The organism is Flavobacterium sp. (genome assembly GCF_044339515.1).
In the GTDB taxonomy this organism is placed as follows: domain Bacteria; phylum Bacteroidota; class Bacteroidia; order Flavobacteriales; family Flavobacteriaceae; genus Flavobacterium.
In genome coordinates this window covers 1-19,068 of sequence record NZ_JBIIVK010000061.1, presented here as the reverse complement: position 1 = coordinate 19,068, position 19,068 = coordinate 1, and the positions used below count along the sequence as shown (strand labels likewise).

The window sequence follows — 19,068 nt, the reverse complement described above, 5'->3', positions numbered from 1 at the left end:
CCATTACTCTTGGTTTAGTAATGGTGAGTGATGATATCTACTAACGCTCTCTGTTGATATAAATCCAACCAGTTTTGGCTTCAATGTTATTGAATTCTATCACAAAGTAGTATGTTCCATCGGGTAATTCATCGCCACTACTGCTTTGACCAAACCACTCGTTGCTGTAATTACCTCTATCATATACTTTGGTTCCGTAACGGTTGTAAATCGATAGTTTTCGAACATCGAAGTCGGTTAAATCAAAGAAATCGTTAGAACCGTCACCATTTGGTGAGATACCTTTTTGAATTCCGCAATTATTAATCACTACTTCAAACGATGTCTCATCATAACAACTACTTGGTGTGCCTGCTGAAACATAAATCGTTTGACTCTCTTCCACAGCTTGTCCTGCAACTAATTGGCTACCGGTTTGGTTAGGTCCTGTGTAGTAAACATTGCCTACTGCTATTTCTGGTAAGAAGTAACGGGCACATTCCTCCACATCGCTTAGTTCATCTGCCGCTACATCGATTACCGTAACCACAAAGCTACTTTGAGATGAACATCCCGCTAAAGTGCCCGGTGAATAAATGTAAATCTCTTGTGATGTAATGATACTATTACCCGCCGAGAGTGCCGTTCCTGTTCCGTTTGGTCCTGTAAAATAAGAACCATTGGTTAATACAGGTAAGCTAAAACCGCCATCTTCTAAACATGCACTAACCGATGGTAGCGTATCCACTAATGGTAAGGCTACAACCGTGATATCCATCGTTACCGGTAAAGCACATAATCCTGCAGTGGGTGTAAAGGTATAAGTCAATGTACCTGTTGCAGTGGTGTTTATACTCGATGGATTCCAAGTTCCTGCAATACCTTCATTTGATGTCGATGGTAAGTCAGGTGCTGTTCCCCCTTCACATAAATCTGTAATTTGAGTAAAGGTTGGTGTCTCAGGTGCATCTATCGTAATATCTAATGTAGTCCCTAATGCACATTGATTAGCATCCGGAGTAAAGGTGTAAGTAATTGTTCCTACTGCTGATGTGTCTACTGTTGCCGGTAACCAGCTTCCCGATACGCCATTGGTCGATGTCGCCGGTAAGGCCGGTGAGGCTCCGTTTTGACAAATCGGTGCAATGGATTCAAAGGTCGCAGTAATAGGCGTACTGATTGTAATAACAATCGCTGTGGTATCCGGACACTCAACACTCGCATCAGGTGTAAAGACATATGTAGCTTCTCCCAAGGTAGCCGTATCAATTACTGCCGGTAACCAGGTACCAGGTACCGAATTATTCGAAACTGGTAAAGTATCTGCGGTAGCTCCCTGACAATAGGTCGTAGTAATAGCATCAAATGTCGCCACTACAGTTGGTTTTACCTCAACACTTATCGTTGTTGGAATTGCACACGCTTGGGTTCCATCAGGAGTGAAAGTGAAATCAAAAATTCCCGCTACACTCGTATCTACCACTCCACTCCAACTTCCCGTTACACCCTCCAAAGAGGTCGTCGGTAATACCGGTGATGCCGCATTTTGACATACAGATATCGAATCAAAGGTTGGAAGAATTTCGGAGGAAACGGTAATTAAAAGAGTAACTGAAACAGCACATTGTCCCGCATCAGGTGTAAATACATAGGCTGCATCTATAACTGCTACTGAAGTATCAATTGCTGACGGGCTCCATGTTCCTGTTATACCATTTGTTGCAGTTGGTAAGGCATCCGGTGTTGCATTTAAACAATAAGCTGTTGATATTGGATCAAATATAGGTGTAACCTCTTCCGTTACTGTTACTAACAATGTAAAAGGGTTTGCACATTGTCCTGCATCTGGAGTAAACACATACGGTGCGTCTACAACCCCTAACGATGTGTCAATCGTCGCCGGACTCCACACACCGGTAATACCGTTTGTTGAAGTTGGTAATGCATCTGCCGTGGCTCCAATACAATAGGTTAATGTTATTGAATCAAAAATTGGATCAACTATTGCATTAACTAAAACTGTGAAAGTTATGCTAGGAGCACATTCAAATTCATCGTTGGGAGTGAAAGTGAATTCAAATTCGCCCGCTACACTAGTGTCAACATCTCCTTCTGCGGTTACTCCTGTTCCACTCCAAACACCTGTAATTCCATTAATAGAAGTTAATGGTAAAACGGTTTCTGTATTTTGACATACCGAAACTGGATCGAAAGTTGGTTCTAAATTTGCAGTAGGAATAACAGTCACCGTTGTAGATGCTGTATTTGCACATCCTCCAAAATCAACGGTAACCTCATAAACACCAGCGGTAGTTACTGAAATAGAACTGGTTGTGTCGGGAAGTGGATTGGTATCAACCGTCCAAGAATAAGTGACAGAATTTGGATCATAGTTGGTTGGTGTAACTTCAATCGTTCCAATTGTTCCTTCACAAATAGAGAAATCAGGTGTTATTGTAAACTGAGGAGTTAAGTCTTCAACAATTAATTGGAAATTATTCAACGCAAAACAGTCACCACTAACAGGAGAAACTCTAACGTAAATCGTTTGAGGGTTTTCTGTGTTGTTGAAAGCGGTTGGATTCGCTATAACATTTTGGTTAAGTGTAGCGTCTTCTTCTGTTAAATAATAACCGATAACATAGTTAATTCCTAAAGGAGCTGTTAACGGCTCATCATTTTGGGTTAAATCAAATGTTCCAAATCCTGAAGCACTACAGAAGTATAAATCATTAGGTTCTCCTGTAACAAAATCATCAAAATATTCAATCACAATCGAATCTGAAGTGCTACAATTTGTATTAGTATATTGTGCAATAAGTGTGTATTGTCCCGGTTCATCAACAACGATAGAAGGACCTGTTTCATCAGCAATTACATCTTCGTCTAGAAGCCATTGGAATGTAAATGTATCTGAACTCAAACCTGAATCTATAACCGTAGTATCGCCTGGACATAAAGCATTTCCGGAAGCTACTAAAAAGTCCTCCCCTAATTCGATATCACCGATGTTGAAACTACCCCCTTTTAAAAATACAGCTGAGTCAAAAGAGTTATCTTGACGATCTGCTATGACCAATTTAATACGATAAGTATTATTAGGAATTACCGCAGATGAAGCTACCATTGGAATGGTTACTCCATTATAGTTTATTGGAGCACCGAGGGGATTTAATCCTGAAGGCAATTCATAGAAATTATCAAAAAACTCAGGATTAACTGAACCACAATCGTCATTATGTGCCTGATCACGAATCGTTACAACAGAAACAGGAACGTTGGTATTGGGAATGACAGCTAAATTTGTTGTTACATTTGTATTTAAATCAGTCAATAAAAAAGCAAATGCATCAGAGAATGTACATTGGAAAGTTCCATATTCTTCAGAAGCAAAAATAAAGTCAAAACTTATAAAATCAGTCAAAGGCACAAAATCAAACTCAATGATAGAGGCATTTCTTGAATTCATGGGATTACCCGTCGCCGCTAAAATAATTGCTTCCAAATCGGCATCTCCAACCCAAGCTTGATTACCATCTCCTAAAACATCTAAATTTGGTCCTGGAGCACTTGCTGCATTTCCGGTTGTCATTACAATACCGTTTTCAAATGGGAATGTAGAACCATTTTGTTCAAAATAGCCAATTCCGTTTTCAGATGCAAAATTTGTTCCTGTTGACCAGGTAATATTACTCACCAACGCACAAGTAGAATTAATTAAAATATCTTGTACTAATTCCGGAACAGTGTATTGAGTAGTATTTGCTGAAATTGGAGGAGGAACTGTCCCTACACACACATCAAATGTTGACGTTTGATTTGCAGTACCTGTCCACGTGAACACTCTAATTTTATATGTTTCACCTGGAGTTAAACCAGAAATAACACTTTGATTCGTGTCATTACATTCGATTTGAACCAAATTCCCACATTCGTCTCCGGAATAAACAGCATGTATCAAGAAAGTAGTAGAGCCGGTTATATTGATTAAGTTGACAGAATGTGTTGTGGTTTCTGCTACGAATTCAAACCAAACATCATCATCGGCAGTTCCGTCACAATTATTTGGTTGCGATGAAGTAGTTGCTCCAATCACTGTTCCATTCACAAATAGTGAACAATTAGTATCGGGATTAACAGGAACGGGTATAGCATTTTCACATTCATCGTTAGCAATTAAAGTAACAAACGCTCTTGGTCCTGCCCAATTGCTTAGATCATCTGCAGCACAAATGGCTCTAACATAAAAGACATACTGAGTTCCGGGGTCTAAATCATTTACGGTGTATGTTGGTTCTGTAACCACAACACCTGTATCGGTTGGAAGCGGTGCAGGAGAACCAGCCGGTAGGATTATTACTTCCCAGGATGTAGCAGTTCCAATCTCATTCCAAGTTAAGGTAGCACCGGTCTGTGTTAAAGCAGAAGCTACTAATGTATTCGGCTTAGGACACGTTGGAGGGGTACAATTAACAAAGCCTGAATATAAGGTTGTTCCTTGCGTACCTTCGCCTGGTAATTTAATGAATAATTGTTCTCCAAATGGATCAATAATTTCAACACCTACCTCAAAGGCAAAAGCACCACCGGTATTCCAAAATAATTCAAAAGGTAAATTATCACATAGCGGTACTGTTACAGTAACAGGACCTGAACCAGTTGTAAAAGTTGGGCCGATAACGCCAACTACAATTCCGTTTTGTGTAACATTCATAGTGTTACCATTCCATCCATCACCAAAGTCATCTGTTAAAACAAAAGAATACAAACATTGATCTGTCAGATCACAAATAGTTGTATTAAATGAGGTTGGCTGTGTCCAATTACTTGGTAAGGGTGTTGAACAAATAGCTCTTACATAAACATCATATAGTGTGGCTGCTGTTAATCCTGATAATTCAAGCGAACTCCCGGTGACAACTTCCCCCGTACTTGTAGCATTAGGTGCCGGCGAACCAGCCGGTAAAACTATTACTTCGTATTGCGTTACACCTGAAATCGGAGTCCATGTTACTATGGCAGAAGTATCTCCGATATTGGTAACCGTAACACCTCCAGGAGGCAAACAAGCCGGATTATCACAGTCCACGGTCCCTGCATAAAGAACACTACCTACTAATCCGGGTGAGGAAGTTGTTATCGCAAAAAGTGTTTGATTAAATGGAGAAGGATTTATAATAGATACTCTGACCTCAGTAGGAAAGCCTCCTCCGTTTTCCCAAAAAAGGTCAAAAGGCAAACCGTTACAAAGAGAAACTGTGATATTAACAGGCCCTTCACCATCAGTAAAAGTAGGTCCTAATGTTGCTACTGTAATACCGTTTTGTCTCACTAACATTGTAGCACCGTTCCAGCCATCACCAAAACTATCCTCTAATATAAAAGTGTATGTACATTGTTCATTTGCCTCACAAATGGTTGTATTGAACAAAAATGGTCCTGACCAAACACTGAATGTTCCGTCTCCACAATCTGCTCTAACGTAATATTGATAAGCTGTTGCTGCTGTTAAGCCGTCCGCTAAAAAGCCTGAATTCGTTGTTGCTGGCACACCTGATCCAGATGGAATTGGAGAACCTGCAGGTTGCACTGCTACTTCCCAAGCAGTTGCACCACTAGGATTCGACCAAGATAATTCTGCACTTGTTTGTCCAATATTAGCTGCGGAAAGTGATGCTGGAGGAGGACAATTAACAACTTGTAGCGTTAAAGTATAAGCAACACTTTGAGGTGCTGCCCAAGTTGAAATAACAATAAAATAGGTTTGACCTGCCGTTACCGGTAAATCGATAACCCTAGGCGTTTGATCACTGTTTGCGACACCAGCAACACAACTGACACCAACATTGGCACAACTGTTATAGACGAATAATCCGGACCATGCTCCGGTTGGAGTCATCGTAATATTAACTACACCATTATTTTGGGCTGTAAATGAATAAAAAACATCGTCTCCATCTAAAAATCCATTTGGGCTTCCACATCCTGTTCCTGGTGGCCCACTCACATCATCTCCGTAACCGGATGTATTATCCGTGGTTGAATAAGGTAAAGAAGTGACTTGAATAGGTGCATTACACGTTTGACCCGGTGAAGTTGTTAAAAAATTTGCTGGACCAACCCATTCACTATTGCTTTGATCGCAAACTGCACGAACATATACTTCGTATTGTGTTGTTGAAGAGAGACCGGTTGCATTATATGTAGTTCCTGTCACTAATTCCCCAGAGCCTGTGGGAGTATTTGGGAATTCTACTATTTCGACTTCAAATTGAGCTGCTCCACCTGGATTGTCCCAAGTAATAATCGCTCCATTTAAGGAAATACCACCAACTTGAATATTTTCCGGATTAATACATTGTTCCACTAATCGCATATCGTCCACAATCCATCGGTCTCCAGTGGGAGCTGCTGTGGGTTGATTTACAAGCATCACAAAAGCAATGTAAATATCTTGACCTGCGAATCCTGCGATTCCTAAATCGACTGTTTTTTCTTCGCAGATATTGAATACTGTGTTTAACTCCGCCTCAGTCCATTGAGCTACTATGGTAAATCCACTGGTCTGAGAGACTGTAGAAACTCTAATTTGGTAAGTTGTGTTATCAAATCCGTTGATAGTAGAACGCGTCGAAAAAATTAGTTGACCATTTTGAGGAACGGTCATTAGGTCAGTTACCATCCACTTTTCAGAAGTGTTTCCGGCTCCAATATTTTCACGGCCATTTGCAAAAGCAGAAATTGTTCCCTCACACACGGTTGGTGGATTTGTTACTGTTGAGATGGTAGTCCATTGATTGGTACCAAACCCATTGTTAAAAACTGTCCATCCTGTTGGAATTCCCCCCTCAAAGTTTTCTTGAGAGATAGAAACCGTTCCGGTCAGTAAAAACAACAGCAATAATAATGTAATTTTTTTCATAAAATAAGGTCGTTTAGGTTGTTGTTATTTAGCCAACTAAAATAGAAAAAATATACTGGAGGAAAATAGTAAAACCGATAAAATGAACTTAAAACCGATATAATTCACAAAAAACCGATAAAATGTTTAATTATTCACAAAACATACATTTTTGAAGTTTAAAAAGAAGATAAACATTTTTTGTATCTTTGAATCACATTATAATAATTTGAAAACAAAAATATACTTCGCATCCGATCAACATTTTGGGGCTCCCACTATTGAGGCAAGTTTCCCAAGAGAACAAAAATTCGTGGCATGGTTAGATGAAATCAAACACGATGCAACAGCTCTATTTTTATTAGGCGATTTATTCGATTTTTGGTTTGAATACAAAACCGTTGTACCCAAAGGATTTGTTAGGGTTCTAGGGAAATTAGCTGACCTTCGAGACAGTGGAATTCCCATTTATTTCTTTGTAGGGAATCATGATTTGTGGATGCATGATTACTTTGAAAAAGAGTTAAATATTCCCGTTTATCATGACAATCAAGAATATACTTTTAACGGAAAAACTTTCTTAATTGGCCACGGAGACGGGAAAGGCCCGGGAGATAACGGTTATAAACGCATGAAAAAAGTGTTTACCAATCCGTTTTCAAAATGGTTGTTTCGTTGGTTGCATCCGGATATCGGGGTGAAATTAGCCCAATATCTTTCCGTAAAAAACAAATTGATTTCCGGTGCCGAAGATGTCAAATTTTTAGGCGAAGAAAACGAATGGCTTGTACAATATGCCAAACGAAAACTGACTTTCAAACATTGTAATTATTTCATTTTCGGACATCGCCATTTACCGATGCAATTGGAAGTAGGAGAAAATTCAACATACATCAACCTAGGCGATTGGATTGGTTATTTTACTTATGGTGTTTTCGATGGAGAAAAATTTGAGTTGAAAGAATTCAAAAACTAACGAACGTCTTTCGCTCTCAATTGAACCGTAACATTTCCATTAAATTCATTTTCATCAATACAAAAAGCCATTTCAAATGGTTGTTTATTTTTTGTTTGATTCAATTTATTCCCTAAACCAAAACCAATGACACCAAATCCTTCTGAATTATTTTGCTTGACAAATAATTTCAAATGTTCGTTATTTTGACCAATGGTTTTTCCATAACCGGTATCCACAACATTTTTTGCCATAAAAACCGGTGTCATATTTTCTGGACCAAAAGGTTCAAATTGATGTAAAAGACGAATTAGTTTCGGATTTATTTCTGTCAAATCTATTTCGGCATCAACCGATATTTCGGGAATCAATAAATCAGGATGAATGGATTCTTGTACTACTTTTTCAAATGCTTCTTTAAATTGTAAATAATTTTCCTCTTTCAATGTCATTCCGGCCGCATACATGTGTCCGCCAAATTGTTCTAAATGTTCGGAGCATTTTTCCAATGCATTATACACATCGAAATCTTTTACAGAACGAGCTGAGGCGGCCAATTTATCGCCACTTTTCGTGAAAACTAAAGTCGGCCTGTAATACGTTTCCGTTAAACGGGAAGCCACAATTCCAATTACACCTTTGTGCCAATTTTCATTGTAAACCACGGTTGTGAATTTTTCTTTTTCGTTGTTATCTTCTATTTGGGATAAGGCTTCAATGGTGATTTTTTTATCTAAATCTTTTCGGTCAACATTATATCCTTCTATTTCTGAAGCAAATTGTTCCGCTTGTTCTAAATTAAATTCAGTCAATAATTCAACTGCATGATTGCCGTGCTTAATTCTTCCGGCGGCATTAATTCGAGGTGCAATGATAAAAACGACATCGGTTATCGTGAGTACTTTTTTCTTTACATTTTGAATCAATGCCTTAATTCCGGGTCGTGGATTGGAATTGATGACTTCTAAACCAAATTTAGCCAAAATGCGATTTTCTCCCGTCATCGGAACAATATCTGCAGCAATAGCCGTGGCGACTAAATCTAAATAAGGAATTAAATCTTCAATCGTTTCAACTCTATTTTGTGCCAACGCTTGAATCAATTTAAATCCAACGCCACAGCCACAAAGTTCGTCATACGGATAAGTACAATCACTTCTTTTTGGGTCTAAAACGGCAATGGCTTCGGGTAAAATTTCACACGGGCGATGGTGGTCACAAATGATGAAATCAATGTTTTTTGCTTTGGCATAAGCCACATGATCAATTGATTTTATTCCGCAATCTAAGGCAATGATTAAAGAAAAACCATTGTCGTCGGCAAAGTCAATCCCTTTATATGAAATGCCGTAACCTTCATCATACCGATCCGGAATGTAGGTGGCAATATTAGGATAAATCGTTTTTAAGTATGAAGAAACCAATGAAACAGCTGTCGTTCCATCCACATCATAATCACCAAAAACTAAAATATTTTCTTGATTGGCGATGGCTTTTTCAATTCGATTAACTGCTTTATCCATATCTTTCATTAAATACGGATCATGCAAATCGTTTAAAGACGGTCGAAAAAATTGTTTTGCTTGATTAAATGTAGTAATTCCTCTTTGCACTAAAAGTGAGGCGATAAGTTTGCTAACATTAAGTTCGGTAGCTAATTGCGAAACCAAATGTGGCTCCGGCTTTGGTTTGATGGTCCAACGCATAGTGTATTAATTTTAAATGGCTTATACTATTGGATGGTACTCAATTTCCACATCCACTTGGGCAAATTTACGAAACATTTCCATAACGCCACAATATTTTTCTACTGATAAATTGACAATTTTTTGTAATTTCTCTTGTTCTAAGTTATTTCCATAAAAATGGTAAACCACTCGAACCGAATGATAATATTTGGGATGCTCTTCGGTTAAATCGCCTTCTACATCAATATGAAACGCATCAACAGTAACTTTCATTTTAGGCAATAACGAGGCCACATCAATTCCCGTACAACCTGCCAACGCATCTAACATCAAAGCTTTTGGACGAAGTCCGTTATTTGTGCCACCAATTTCAATATCGGCATCAATTCTGAATTTTCCTCCAGGATTGGTCGCTTCAAACGCCATTCCACCTAACCATTTTGTTGAAATTTGATGTGTCATGCTGTACTTTTTTTCAAAGATAATGAATTTTTAAAAATTTTTTTATCCTAAAAAATTATCGTACATTTGTTGCATATTTATTTCATTAATGAATAAAATAAGCTATAATGTATCAAAATAGTTACTATAAAAATTGGTATGCCATGACAGATGCCGCTGTTGTTCGATCGCTTTGTTCTAGTTTGAAACAAATGCGACTAAACAAAAACATCTCTCAAGAAGAACTTGCCGAACAATGTGGTTTAAGCCGAATTACAATCAGTCGTATGGAATCCGGAAAGGCTATTAATTTGTTAACCATGGTGCAAGTGATGCGTGCGTTAGGAAAACTAGAACTCTTCAATTACCTCAACGAAGAACCGGAAATTAGTCCGTTACAAGTCATGGAAGAACGCTCAAAATACCGTAAAAAAGCTTCTCCATCCAAATAAATATGAATACTGTTGCTTCTATAAAAATTTGGAATCGCAAGGTGGGTGCGGTTCTATGGGACGAATCTAAAAACGTGGGTGTTTTTGAATTTGATAAAAATTTTATTGACTCCGATTTAGATTTATCGCCCATTACACTTCCGTTGTCTGAAGCGAGCAAAGGACGACGTGTTTTTTCATTTCCCTTTTTAAATTTTGAAACATTCAAAGGGTTGCCGGGTTTGTTGGCAGACAGTTTACCGGACAAATTTGGTAATCAAGTGATCGATGCTTGGCTCGCTCAACAAGGTAAAACTGCTCAAAGTTTTAATCCGGTTGATCGACTTTGTTACATTGGAAAACGTGGCATGGGAGCATTAGAGTTTGAACCTGAATCCGGCTCAACAACCATCCAGTCAAATAAATTAGAAATAAACGCTTTGGTTGAATTTGCGAAAGAAGTTTTGGCGGAACGGGCTTCGTTTCAAACCAATTTGAAAGATGAAAAGGGTTTTTCAGATATTCTTCAAGTGGGAAGTTCTGCCGGAGGAGCACGTGCGAAAGCCATTATTGCCTACAATCAAAAAACGGGTGAAGTTCGCTCCGGTCAAATTGATGGATTGGAAGGTTTTGATTATTGGTTGATAAAATTTGACGGTGTGACCAATCATCAATTGGGTGACCCAAAGGGCTATGGCAACATTGAATATGCATATTATTTGATGGCAACCGCTGCCGGAATCAACATGATGGAAAGCGAATTGAAAATTGAAAATCAGCGAGCTCATTTTATGACGAAGCGTTTTGACCGACAAAACAATCAAAAAATGCACATGCAAACGTTGTGTGGCTTGGCTCATTTTGATTATAATATGCCGGGTTCGTATTCTTATGAACAAGCGTTGATGGTGATGCGACAAATGCAATTACCTTATCCTGACATGGAAGAATTATTTAGAAGAATAATTTTTAACGTGATGGCGAGAAATCAAGATGATCATACCAAAAATATTTCATTTTTGATGAATTCGGATGGAAAATGGTCGCTTTCGCCAGCTTATGATGTGACTTTTGCCTTTAATCCGTCCAATTTTTGGTTGAAGGCTCATCAAATGACAATTAATGGAAAAAAGGAAAACATTGAGTTAAATGATGTATTTACGTTAGCGAAAAACGTCAACATCAAAAAGCCACAACAAATTATTGATGAATGTAGAGAAGCCATTTTAAAATGGGATGAATTTGCCGAAAAAGCATTAATTCCTTCCACACAACAAAAAGAAATAAAAAGCTTGTTCAATTTATTTATGTAACTTTATTGTTTCATTAACGTATAAAAATAACCATAACGAAACTTATTTGTTACAATTTATTTTGATGCTTTTCCGCCAACTACTACCACAATTTCACCTTTGACGGGTTTAGTTTCAAAATGTTTTAAAACGTCGGATGCAGTTCCGCGAACGGTCTCTTCATGTAATTTTGATAATTCTCTGGAAACAGAGACTGTTCTTTCTGCACCAAAATACTGCACAAATTCTGCTAAGGTTTTGTTTAATTTGTGTGGAGAAACGTAGAAAATCATCGTTCTAACTTCTTCTGCTAATGCCAAAAAGCGGGTTTGTCTTCCTTTTTTATCGGGTAAAAAACCTTCAAACACAAATTTATCGTTTGGCAGACCACTGTTCACCAACGCGGGAACAAAAGCGGTTGCTCCGGGCAAACATTCTACTTCAATGTTATTTTCCACACAAGCTCGGGTAAGTAAAAATCCCGGATCGGAGATAGCAGGAGTTCCCGCATCAGAAATCAACGCAAGGGTTTCTCCGGCTTGCAAGCGTTTGATCAAACCTTCTACAGTTTTGTGTTCGTTATGCATGTGGTGACTTTGCATGTGCGTTCCAATCTCAAAATGCTTCAATAATTTTCCGCTGTTTCGAGTGTCTTCGGCTAAGATACAATCTACTTCTTTGAGCACTTTAATGGCTCTAAAAGTCATGTCTTCTAGGTTTCCGATGGGTGTGGGAACGATATAGAGTTTGCTCATGGTAAAGTTATAAAAATCATAAAGATGAGATCTCTCCTTCGTCAAGATGACAAGATACCGGAGAAAACGTTTAGGCAAATTTTTTCTCCACCAAATTCATAAAACGATCCGCGTACTCTTCTTTCCCTTCCCAATTGTTATAATCGGGTTTGACCATATCTACAATAAATTGTTGCACTTCTTCAAACGAATCATAGGTGCTGATTTGTGAAATTACACGGTTAAAATCTTCGTTGCTTCCGCCAAATAAATGTTTCACAAAGGCAATTCGGTCATTCAAACCAATGTTGATTCCTTTAATTAAGGTATCGTTTAAGGAGGATATTTTGTGTTCGGTTTTTACTGTAAAGGTTTCCGTTTTGGTTTCGATTTTAACCTCCGGAATGATGGTTTCTTCTACTTTTTCAAATGAAATTTCGGTTACTTTTTCCACTTCTTGAGGAACGTCATTCACTTTTACAAATTCAGGTTCTTTATAATCTGTTCCCAGTAAATCTTCAAATGAAATTTGTTTTTGTTCCATTTTAGCAACCGGTTTTTCCTCTTCTTCCGTTGCTAATTCAAATAACGGACTAAAAACTGATTCTTCTATTTCTTCTTTAATTTCTCCTTGAACAGGTTCTTCTTCTTGCGTTTCAGCTAAGATTTCTTCAACAAAAACTTCTTCTTCCACTTCTTCTTCTTCTTCTGCTGCTACAACTTCCTCCTCTTCCTCAATTATTTCTTCTGCAATCGTTTCTTCAGCAACTACTTCTTGAATAGGTTCTTCTTCAACAGTTTCAGCTTGAACTTCTTCTTTTACTTCCTTTTCATTTACAACAATTTCAGGCTGAACAGGAACTTCGGCAAACAGTTTTTCTTCTAATTCTTCTTCCGAAATTTCATCTTTCAACACATTGATATTTTCTTCATAAAACCGAAGAACCGCTAATTTTTCATATAATTTTTGAGCTTCCTGATGCAATTGAACGACATCTTCTTTTCCTTTTAATTTTAAAACACGGTGTGCAATACTAATTAAATCTGCTTCTAACTTTTTCTTCATAACTTTTACAATTATATTGAATTTAGCGAATGGAATTTTATAAATTTGTTTCTGATACAAAATAACATAAAATATGTTATTCTTTAGCTAGAAAAGTAGAAAATGTTTCTTGAAAATACCGTAAATCATAAAGAACAATTTGGCTGGATTGAAGTAATCTGCGGTTCGATGTTCTCGGGAAAGACCGAAGAACTGATTCGCCGACTCAAAAGAGCTCAGTTTGCCAAGCAAAAAGTGGAGATTTTTAAACCCGCCATCGATACGCGTTATCACGATGAAATGGTGGTTTCTCATGACGCAAATGAAATTCGTTCCACACCCGTTCCGGCCGCTGCCAATATTCGTATTTTGGCTCAAGGTTGCGATGTGGTGGGTATTGATGAAGCTCAATTTTTTGACGATGAAATCATCACCATTTGTAATGATTTAGCCAATTCAGGCATTCGGGTAATTGTAGCCGGATTGGATATGGATTTTAAAGGCAACCCTTTTGGTCCCATGCCGGCATTGATGGCAACAGCTGAATATGTCACCAAAGTGCACGCCGTTTGCACCCGAACCGGGAATTTAGCCAATTACAGTTTCAGAAAAGCTGACAATGATAAATTAGTTATGCTAGGCGAAACCGAAGAATATGAACCGTTAAGCAGAGCCGCATACTATCATGCTATGCGTGAACAAGCCGAACACAAAATTGAAGCGGAAAACAAATCAAAAACCTAAGCCGTGAGTCTCGTTGTTAACGATATTATCCCTCAACTTCAAGCTGAATTTTTCGGAAATCATCCTGAAAACAGTATTCAGAATGTTTCCATAGACAGTCGTTCGTTGCAAAATAACCAATACACGCTTTTCTTTTGTATTATCGGACCGAACCACAATGGTCATACCTATATCAAAGAATTGATTGAAAAAGGCGTTTGCAATTTTGTGGTTTCCGAAAATGTTGAATTCGTTGAAGGGGTGAATTTTTTAAAAGTGGAAAACACTTTGATTGCTCTGCAACAATTTGCCGCTTTTTATCGAAGAAAATTCAGTTTTCCCATCATTGGCATCACCGGAAGTAACGGAAAAACCATCGTAAAAGAATGGCTTAATTTTTTATTGAGTCCCGATTATAACATTATCCGAAGTCCGAAAAGCTATAACTCACAAGTTGGTGTACCGCTCTCTGTAATTGGGATTAATGAGCAACACAATTTAGGCATTTTTGAAGCGGGAATTTCCACCGTGAACGAAATGCAAAAGTTGGAAGCCATCATTCAGCCTACCATAGGAATCTTAACGAATATTGGTTCTGCTCACGATGAAGGTTTTGAGAATTTGGGTCAGAAAATCAAAGAAAAATTAAAACTTTTTCCGAATGTTGACGTGCTGATTTACAACAAAAATAAATCAATTGACGCTTTTTTAAATCCAAACATCAAAACATTTTCTTGGAGTTCTAGCGATCAATCGGCAGATGTGATGATTCATCATAAAACTACTCACGATAAAACATCTTTAAATGTAACCATTGATAAAACTTGTTTTAAAATCAACATTCCATTTTCTGATGAGGCTTCTATTGAAAATGTGATTCAATGTTTGATGGTCATGTTTTATTTTAAGTATGATTTTGACACCATTCAAAATCGCTTGTCGCTTTTGTATCCGATTGAAATGCGGTTGAAAGTGAAGAAAGGCATCAACAATACGACCATCATCGATGACAGTTACAGTTCTGATTTTCAATCGTTGAAAATTGCATTGGATTTTTTAGAAAACCAAAAACAACACCATAAAAAAACCTTGATTTTATCGGATATTTTTCAAAGTGGTTTGGAAAATGACGAATTGTATTCGCGAGTTTCACAAATGGTGATTTCCAATAAAATCAGTCGTGTGATTGGTGTAGGTGAAACCATTTCACACTATAAACACAAATTTTTAAACGGCGTAACGTTTCTTTCTCAAGCCGACTTCTTAGCTCATTTTGACAGTTTACATTTTGAAAATGAAACCATTCTCATCAAAGGGGCACGCAGTTTTCATTTTGAAGAAATTGTTTCGTTGTTAGAAGAAAAAACACATGAAACGGTTTTGGAAATTAACTTAAATGCTCTTTCTCACAATTTTAATTTTTACAAAGCTAAGCTAAAACCGGAGACCAAAATGATGGTAATGGTCAAAGCGTTTAGCTATGGAAACGGCGGTTTGGAAATTGCCAAATTGCTCGAATATCACAAAGCAGATTATTTTGGTGTGGCTTTCGCCGACGAGGGAATTGCTCTCAAAAGCAACGGAATTCAATTACCGATTATGGTTTTGAACCCTGAATCTACCAGCTTTGAAGCCATTATTCAACATCAGTTGGAACCCGAAATTTACAGTTTAAAAGGATTGAATGCCTTTTTAAAAATTGCCAAACAAAAACAGCTAAAGCAATTTCCGATTCATCTTAAAATTGATACCGGAATGCATCGATTGGGTTTTGAGGAACCGCATTTGGAGGAATTAATTTCTATTTTGAAAAACTGTAAATACGTTCAAGTGAAAAGTATTTTGTCGCACATGGCCACAAGCGATGATTTAGCACACAACGATTTTGCATTGGAACAAATTGAAAAATTCAATCGTATTTCTACTCATATAAGTACGGCATTAGAAATAAATCCGATTCGGCATATCTTGAATACGTCGGGAATTTCCAATTATCCGGAAGCTCAATTCGATATGGTTCGATTAGGAATTGGTTTGTATGGCATTTCAAACGATGCCAACGAGCAAAAGTTTTTGGAAAATGTTGGAACTTTAAAATCCATTATTTCCCAAGTAAGAACCATTAAAGCAGGCGAAAGTGTGGGTTATGGCCGACGATTTATTGCCGAAAAAGAAACCCGAATCGCCACTATTCCAATTGGTTATGCCGACGGGATTAGAAGAAGTTGGGGGAACGGACTTGGTTTTGTCATGATAAACAACCAAAAAGCCACAATTGTTGGCAGTGTTTGTATGGATATGTTAATGGTTGATATTACTGACATTCCATGTGTGGAAGGAAATGAAGTCATTGTATTGGGGGAAAATCCATCCGTTACGTTTATGGCTAATCAATTAAATACTATTCCGTATGAAATTCTGACCGGAATTTCACAACGCGTAAAGCGAATTTTTTACAGAGAATGATTTTTTTAATTCAATTGTTAAAATTTTAACTAACTTCGTTTTAACAAAACTTTAAAAACTAAAATTATGTTGAAAGAATTTAAGAATTTTATCATGACCGGCAATGTTATTGAATTTGCCGTTGCAGTAATTATGGCAGGTGCTGTAGGTGCTGTAGTAAACGGATTTGTTAGCGATATCGTTATGCCTGTTGTTGGGATGTTAACCGGAGGCGTTGACTTTTCTGAAATGAAAGTAGTTTTACAAGCCGCCGTAGCAGAAACAGAAGGCGTTGCTGCCGTACCGGAAGTAGCCATTCGTTGGGGAGCTTGGGTAAATACCTTAGTGAACTTGGTAATTGTAGGTTTTGTAATGTTTATCATTATTAAAGGTTACAACAAAATGAGAAAACCAAAAGAAGAAGCACCAGCACCTCCGGCTGGACCAACACAAGAAGAATTATTGGCTGAAATCAGAGATTTATTGAAAAAATAGTCGTTCCGCTACACTATATATTCTAACTAAACCCCGACTTGTTCGGGGTCTTTTTTTACAAAAAACCAAAATTTTGTGAAACAGACTTTTTTCACCTTAATATTCTATACTTTTGCATTTTAAATCTAAAAATTCACACATGAGAGTTGCAGTTGTTGGTGCTACCGGAATGGTTGGCGAAGTTATGCTTCAAGTTTTAGCGGAGAGAAATTTTCCGATTACGGAATTAATTCCTGTTGCTTCTGAAAAGTCGGTTGGAAAAGAAATTGAATTCAAAGGAAATAAATACAAGGTAGTTGGTTTGCAAACCGCTGTTGAAATGCGTCCGGACATTGCTTTATTTTCTGCCGGAGGAGAGACTTCCTTAGCTTGGGCACCCAAATTTGCTGAGGCAGGTACAACCGTTATCGACAATTCTTCCGCTTGGCGAATGGATCCAACCAAAAAATTAGTGGTTCCCGAAATCAATGCTTCGGAATTAACCAAAGACGACAAAATCATTGCCAATCCAAACTGTTCAACGATTCAAATGGTGATGGTTTTAAATCCGTTACATAAAAAATACAACGTGAAACGAGTGATTGTTTCCACGTATCAATCCATTACCGGAACGGGTGTAAAAGCGGTGCAACAATTAGAGAATGAGTACCACAACATCCAAGGAGCTATGGCGTATCCATACCCCATCCATAGGAATGCCATCCCGCAATGTGATGTGTTTGAAGACAACGGCTACACCAAAGAAGAAATGAAATTGGTTCGTGAAACCCAAAAAATTATGGGCGACAGAAGCATTGCTGTAACAGCAACAGCTATCAGAATTCCTGTTGTTGGCGGACACAGTGAAGCCGTAAATGTTGAATTTTCGAATGATTTTGAGGTGAATGAAGTGCGTGCACTTTTGCACAATACTCCAGGCGTTACCGTTCAAGATAATTTAGATACCAAAACCTATCCAATGCCAATTTATGCACAAGGAAAAGATGATGTTTTTGTCGGTAGAATTCGCCGTGACGAAAGCCAGCCCAATACCTTAAATATGTGGATTGTAGCCGATAATTTACGAAAAGGTGCAGCTACTAATACGGTTCAAATTGCGGAGTATTTGGTGGAGAATAAATTAGTATAAGATAATTTTAATATTGATAGAAGCTCCTTTTTAGGGGCTTTTTTTGTTTGTTGTTTGGGGAAGAATTTTAAATTTATTTATTAATAGATCTTTGATATTTTAGTCAAATTTATGATTAGCAAAGACATAAGTTTTTACTGAGCAAAGATATCTAATATTACAACTTAGATTTTGCATTACATTTTAAGTTCAAAAAAACCTTTATCCAAAAAAACATTAAATTCTTTACATCTGCTAAGAAAATTTGTTCCTATTAAAATTTGATGTGTATAAGTGTTTGGAGTACCTATTACCTCTTCTTTGAATATGAAATCATCAATTCCTTTAATCTCAAATTCCAAATTATAAATACCAACCTCTTGTAAACCGTTATTTACAAAAATTTGATATTCCGTATTTATTTGTTTTAAAGGGACTTGGCTTAAAAAATATGGAATTACAGCAGATTTAAAAGCTCCAGTATCTATTGCCGCGGTTATCCATTCTTGTGAACCTACAACTCTGACAGATAAATAAGGTGTCCCATTAGAGTCTAATTTTCCTAAGGTATTTTTGTTTAAATTAAAATGAGTTCCGTTTTTCATACAATGTATTTGTTGATTTACAAATATAGATTTTGAAATAATTTTCAATACATCCCTCCATTTTTATTAATTTTGGTATAAAATTACATATTGTTAACTATGAAGTGATTTAAACTTATTTTGTAAATATAAAAGGGTTGACGAAATTTGTGTTGCAAAACATAATCATTTCAAAATCAACCCTTATGTACAGTGTACTTGACAAAGATATAATAAAAAGTGAAAT

General features: G+C 37.3%; 13 protein-coding genes. 7 read left to right on the top strand and 6 right to left on the bottom strand.

Translation table 11 applies throughout. The features are described 5' to 3' along the window. Positions 1-40: 40 nt before the first annotated feature. Positions 41-6,901, bottom strand: coding sequence for a choice-of-anchor L domain-containing protein (locus ACIQ0M_RS13620; RefSeq protein ID WP_396153175.1), 6,861 nt, complete (start codon positions 6,899-6,901; stop codon positions 41-43). Positions 6,902-7,109: 208 nt separating this feature from the next. Here ACIQ0M_RS13620 and ACIQ0M_RS13615 point away from each other — a divergent pair, with 208 nt between their 5' ends. After that, the gene (locus ACIQ0M_RS13615) at positions 7,110-7,856 is read left to right on the top strand and encodes a UDP-2,3-diacylglucosamine diphosphatase (protein ID WP_396153173.1); all 747 of its coding nucleotides are present in this window, start codon (positions 7,110-7,112) and stop codon (positions 7,854-7,856) included. On the opposite strand, the gene recJ is transcribed toward ACIQ0M_RS13615, so the two are convergent. Together recJ and ACIQ0M_RS13605 are read right to left on the bottom strand one after the other, a co-directional pair. Beyond that, positions 7,853-9,541 carry a single-stranded-DNA-specific exonuclease RecJ gene (recJ, locus tag ACIQ0M_RS13610; RefSeq protein ID WP_396153171.1) on the bottom strand — a complete coding sequence of 563 codons (1,689 nt, stop codon included), beginning with the start codon at positions 9,539-9,541 and terminating at the stop codon, positions 7,853-7,855. The two genes, ACIQ0M_RS13615 and recJ, sit on opposite strands and share 4 nt — an antisense overlap. A gap of 21 nt (positions 9,542-9,562) precedes the next feature. After that, positions 9,563-9,985 (bottom strand): OsmC family protein, encoded by a 423-nt coding sequence (locus tag ACIQ0M_RS13605; protein WP_396153169.1) that lies wholly within the window; start codon positions 9,983-9,985, stop codon positions 9,563-9,565. Positions 9,986-10,092: 107 nt separating this feature from the next. Between ACIQ0M_RS13605 and ACIQ0M_RS13600 the strand changes: the two genes are divergently transcribed. Both ACIQ0M_RS13600 and ACIQ0M_RS13595 read left to right on the top strand, forming a co-directional pair. Further along, positions 10,093-10,416, top strand: coding sequence for a helix-turn-helix domain-containing protein (locus ACIQ0M_RS13600; protein ID WP_396153167.1), 324 nt, complete (start codon positions 10,093-10,095; stop codon positions 10,414-10,416). Positions 10,417-10,418: 2 nt separating this feature from the next. After that, positions 10,419-11,708 (top strand): type II toxin-antitoxin system HipA family toxin, encoded by a 1,290-nt coding sequence (locus tag ACIQ0M_RS13595; RefSeq protein ID WP_396153165.1) that lies wholly within the window; start codon positions 10,419-10,421, stop codon positions 11,706-11,708. Positions 11,709-11,764: 56 nt separating this feature from the next. On the opposite strand, the gene rsmI is transcribed toward ACIQ0M_RS13595, so the two are convergent. Together rsmI and ACIQ0M_RS13585 are read right to left on the bottom strand one after the other, a co-directional pair. Beyond that, a complete protein-coding gene (gene rsmI, locus ACIQ0M_RS13590; RefSeq protein WP_396153162.1) occupies positions 11,765-12,442 on the bottom strand; it encodes a 16S rRNA (cytidine(1402)-2'-O)-methyltransferase in 678 nt (225 codons plus the stop codon). A 70-nt stretch (positions 12,443-12,512) separates the two neighbouring features. After that, positions 12,513-13,487, bottom strand: a complete 975-nt coding sequence (locus ACIQ0M_RS13585; RefSeq protein WP_396153159.1) for a hypothetical protein — start codon at positions 13,485-13,487, stop codon at positions 12,513-12,515. Between the two features lie 102 nt (positions 13,488-13,589). Between ACIQ0M_RS13585 and ACIQ0M_RS13580 the strand changes: the two genes are divergently transcribed. The 4 genes from ACIQ0M_RS13580 to ACIQ0M_RS13565 all read left to right on the top strand — a co-directional run bounded on the left by ACIQ0M_RS13580 (position 13,590) and on the right by ACIQ0M_RS13565 (position 18,258). After that, positions 13,590-14,210: a thymidine kinase gene (locus ACIQ0M_RS13580; protein ID WP_396153157.1), complete on the top strand. Its 621-nt coding sequence runs from the start codon at positions 13,590-13,592 to the stop codon at positions 14,208-14,210. A gap of 3 nt (positions 14,211-14,213) precedes the next feature. Then, complete coding sequence (locus ACIQ0M_RS13575) at positions 14,214-16,655, top strand: bifunctional UDP-N-acetylmuramoyl-tripeptide:D-alanyl-D-alanine ligase/alanine racemase (RefSeq protein WP_396153155.1); 2,442 nt, start codon at positions 14,214-14,216, stop codon at positions 16,653-16,655. 66 nt (positions 16,656-16,721) lie between these two features. Further along, a complete protein-coding gene (gene mscL / locus ACIQ0M_RS13570) occupies positions 16,722-17,129 on the top strand; it encodes a large conductance mechanosensitive channel protein MscL (RefSeq protein ID WP_396153153.1) in 408 nt (135 codons plus the stop codon). Between the two features lie 139 nt (positions 17,130-17,268). Further along, positions 17,269-18,258, top strand: a complete 990-nt coding sequence (locus ACIQ0M_RS13565) for an aspartate-semialdehyde dehydrogenase (protein ID WP_396153151.1) — start codon at positions 17,269-17,271, stop codon at positions 18,256-18,258. A gap of 176 nt (positions 18,259-18,434) precedes the next feature. Here ACIQ0M_RS13565 and ACIQ0M_RS13560 read toward each other — a convergent pair whose 3' ends face one another. Continuing rightward, a complete protein-coding gene (locus tag ACIQ0M_RS13560) occupies positions 18,435-18,842 on the bottom strand; it encodes a hypothetical protein (RefSeq protein ID WP_396153149.1) in 408 nt (135 codons plus the stop codon). Positions 18,843-19,068: the final 226 nt, after the last annotated feature.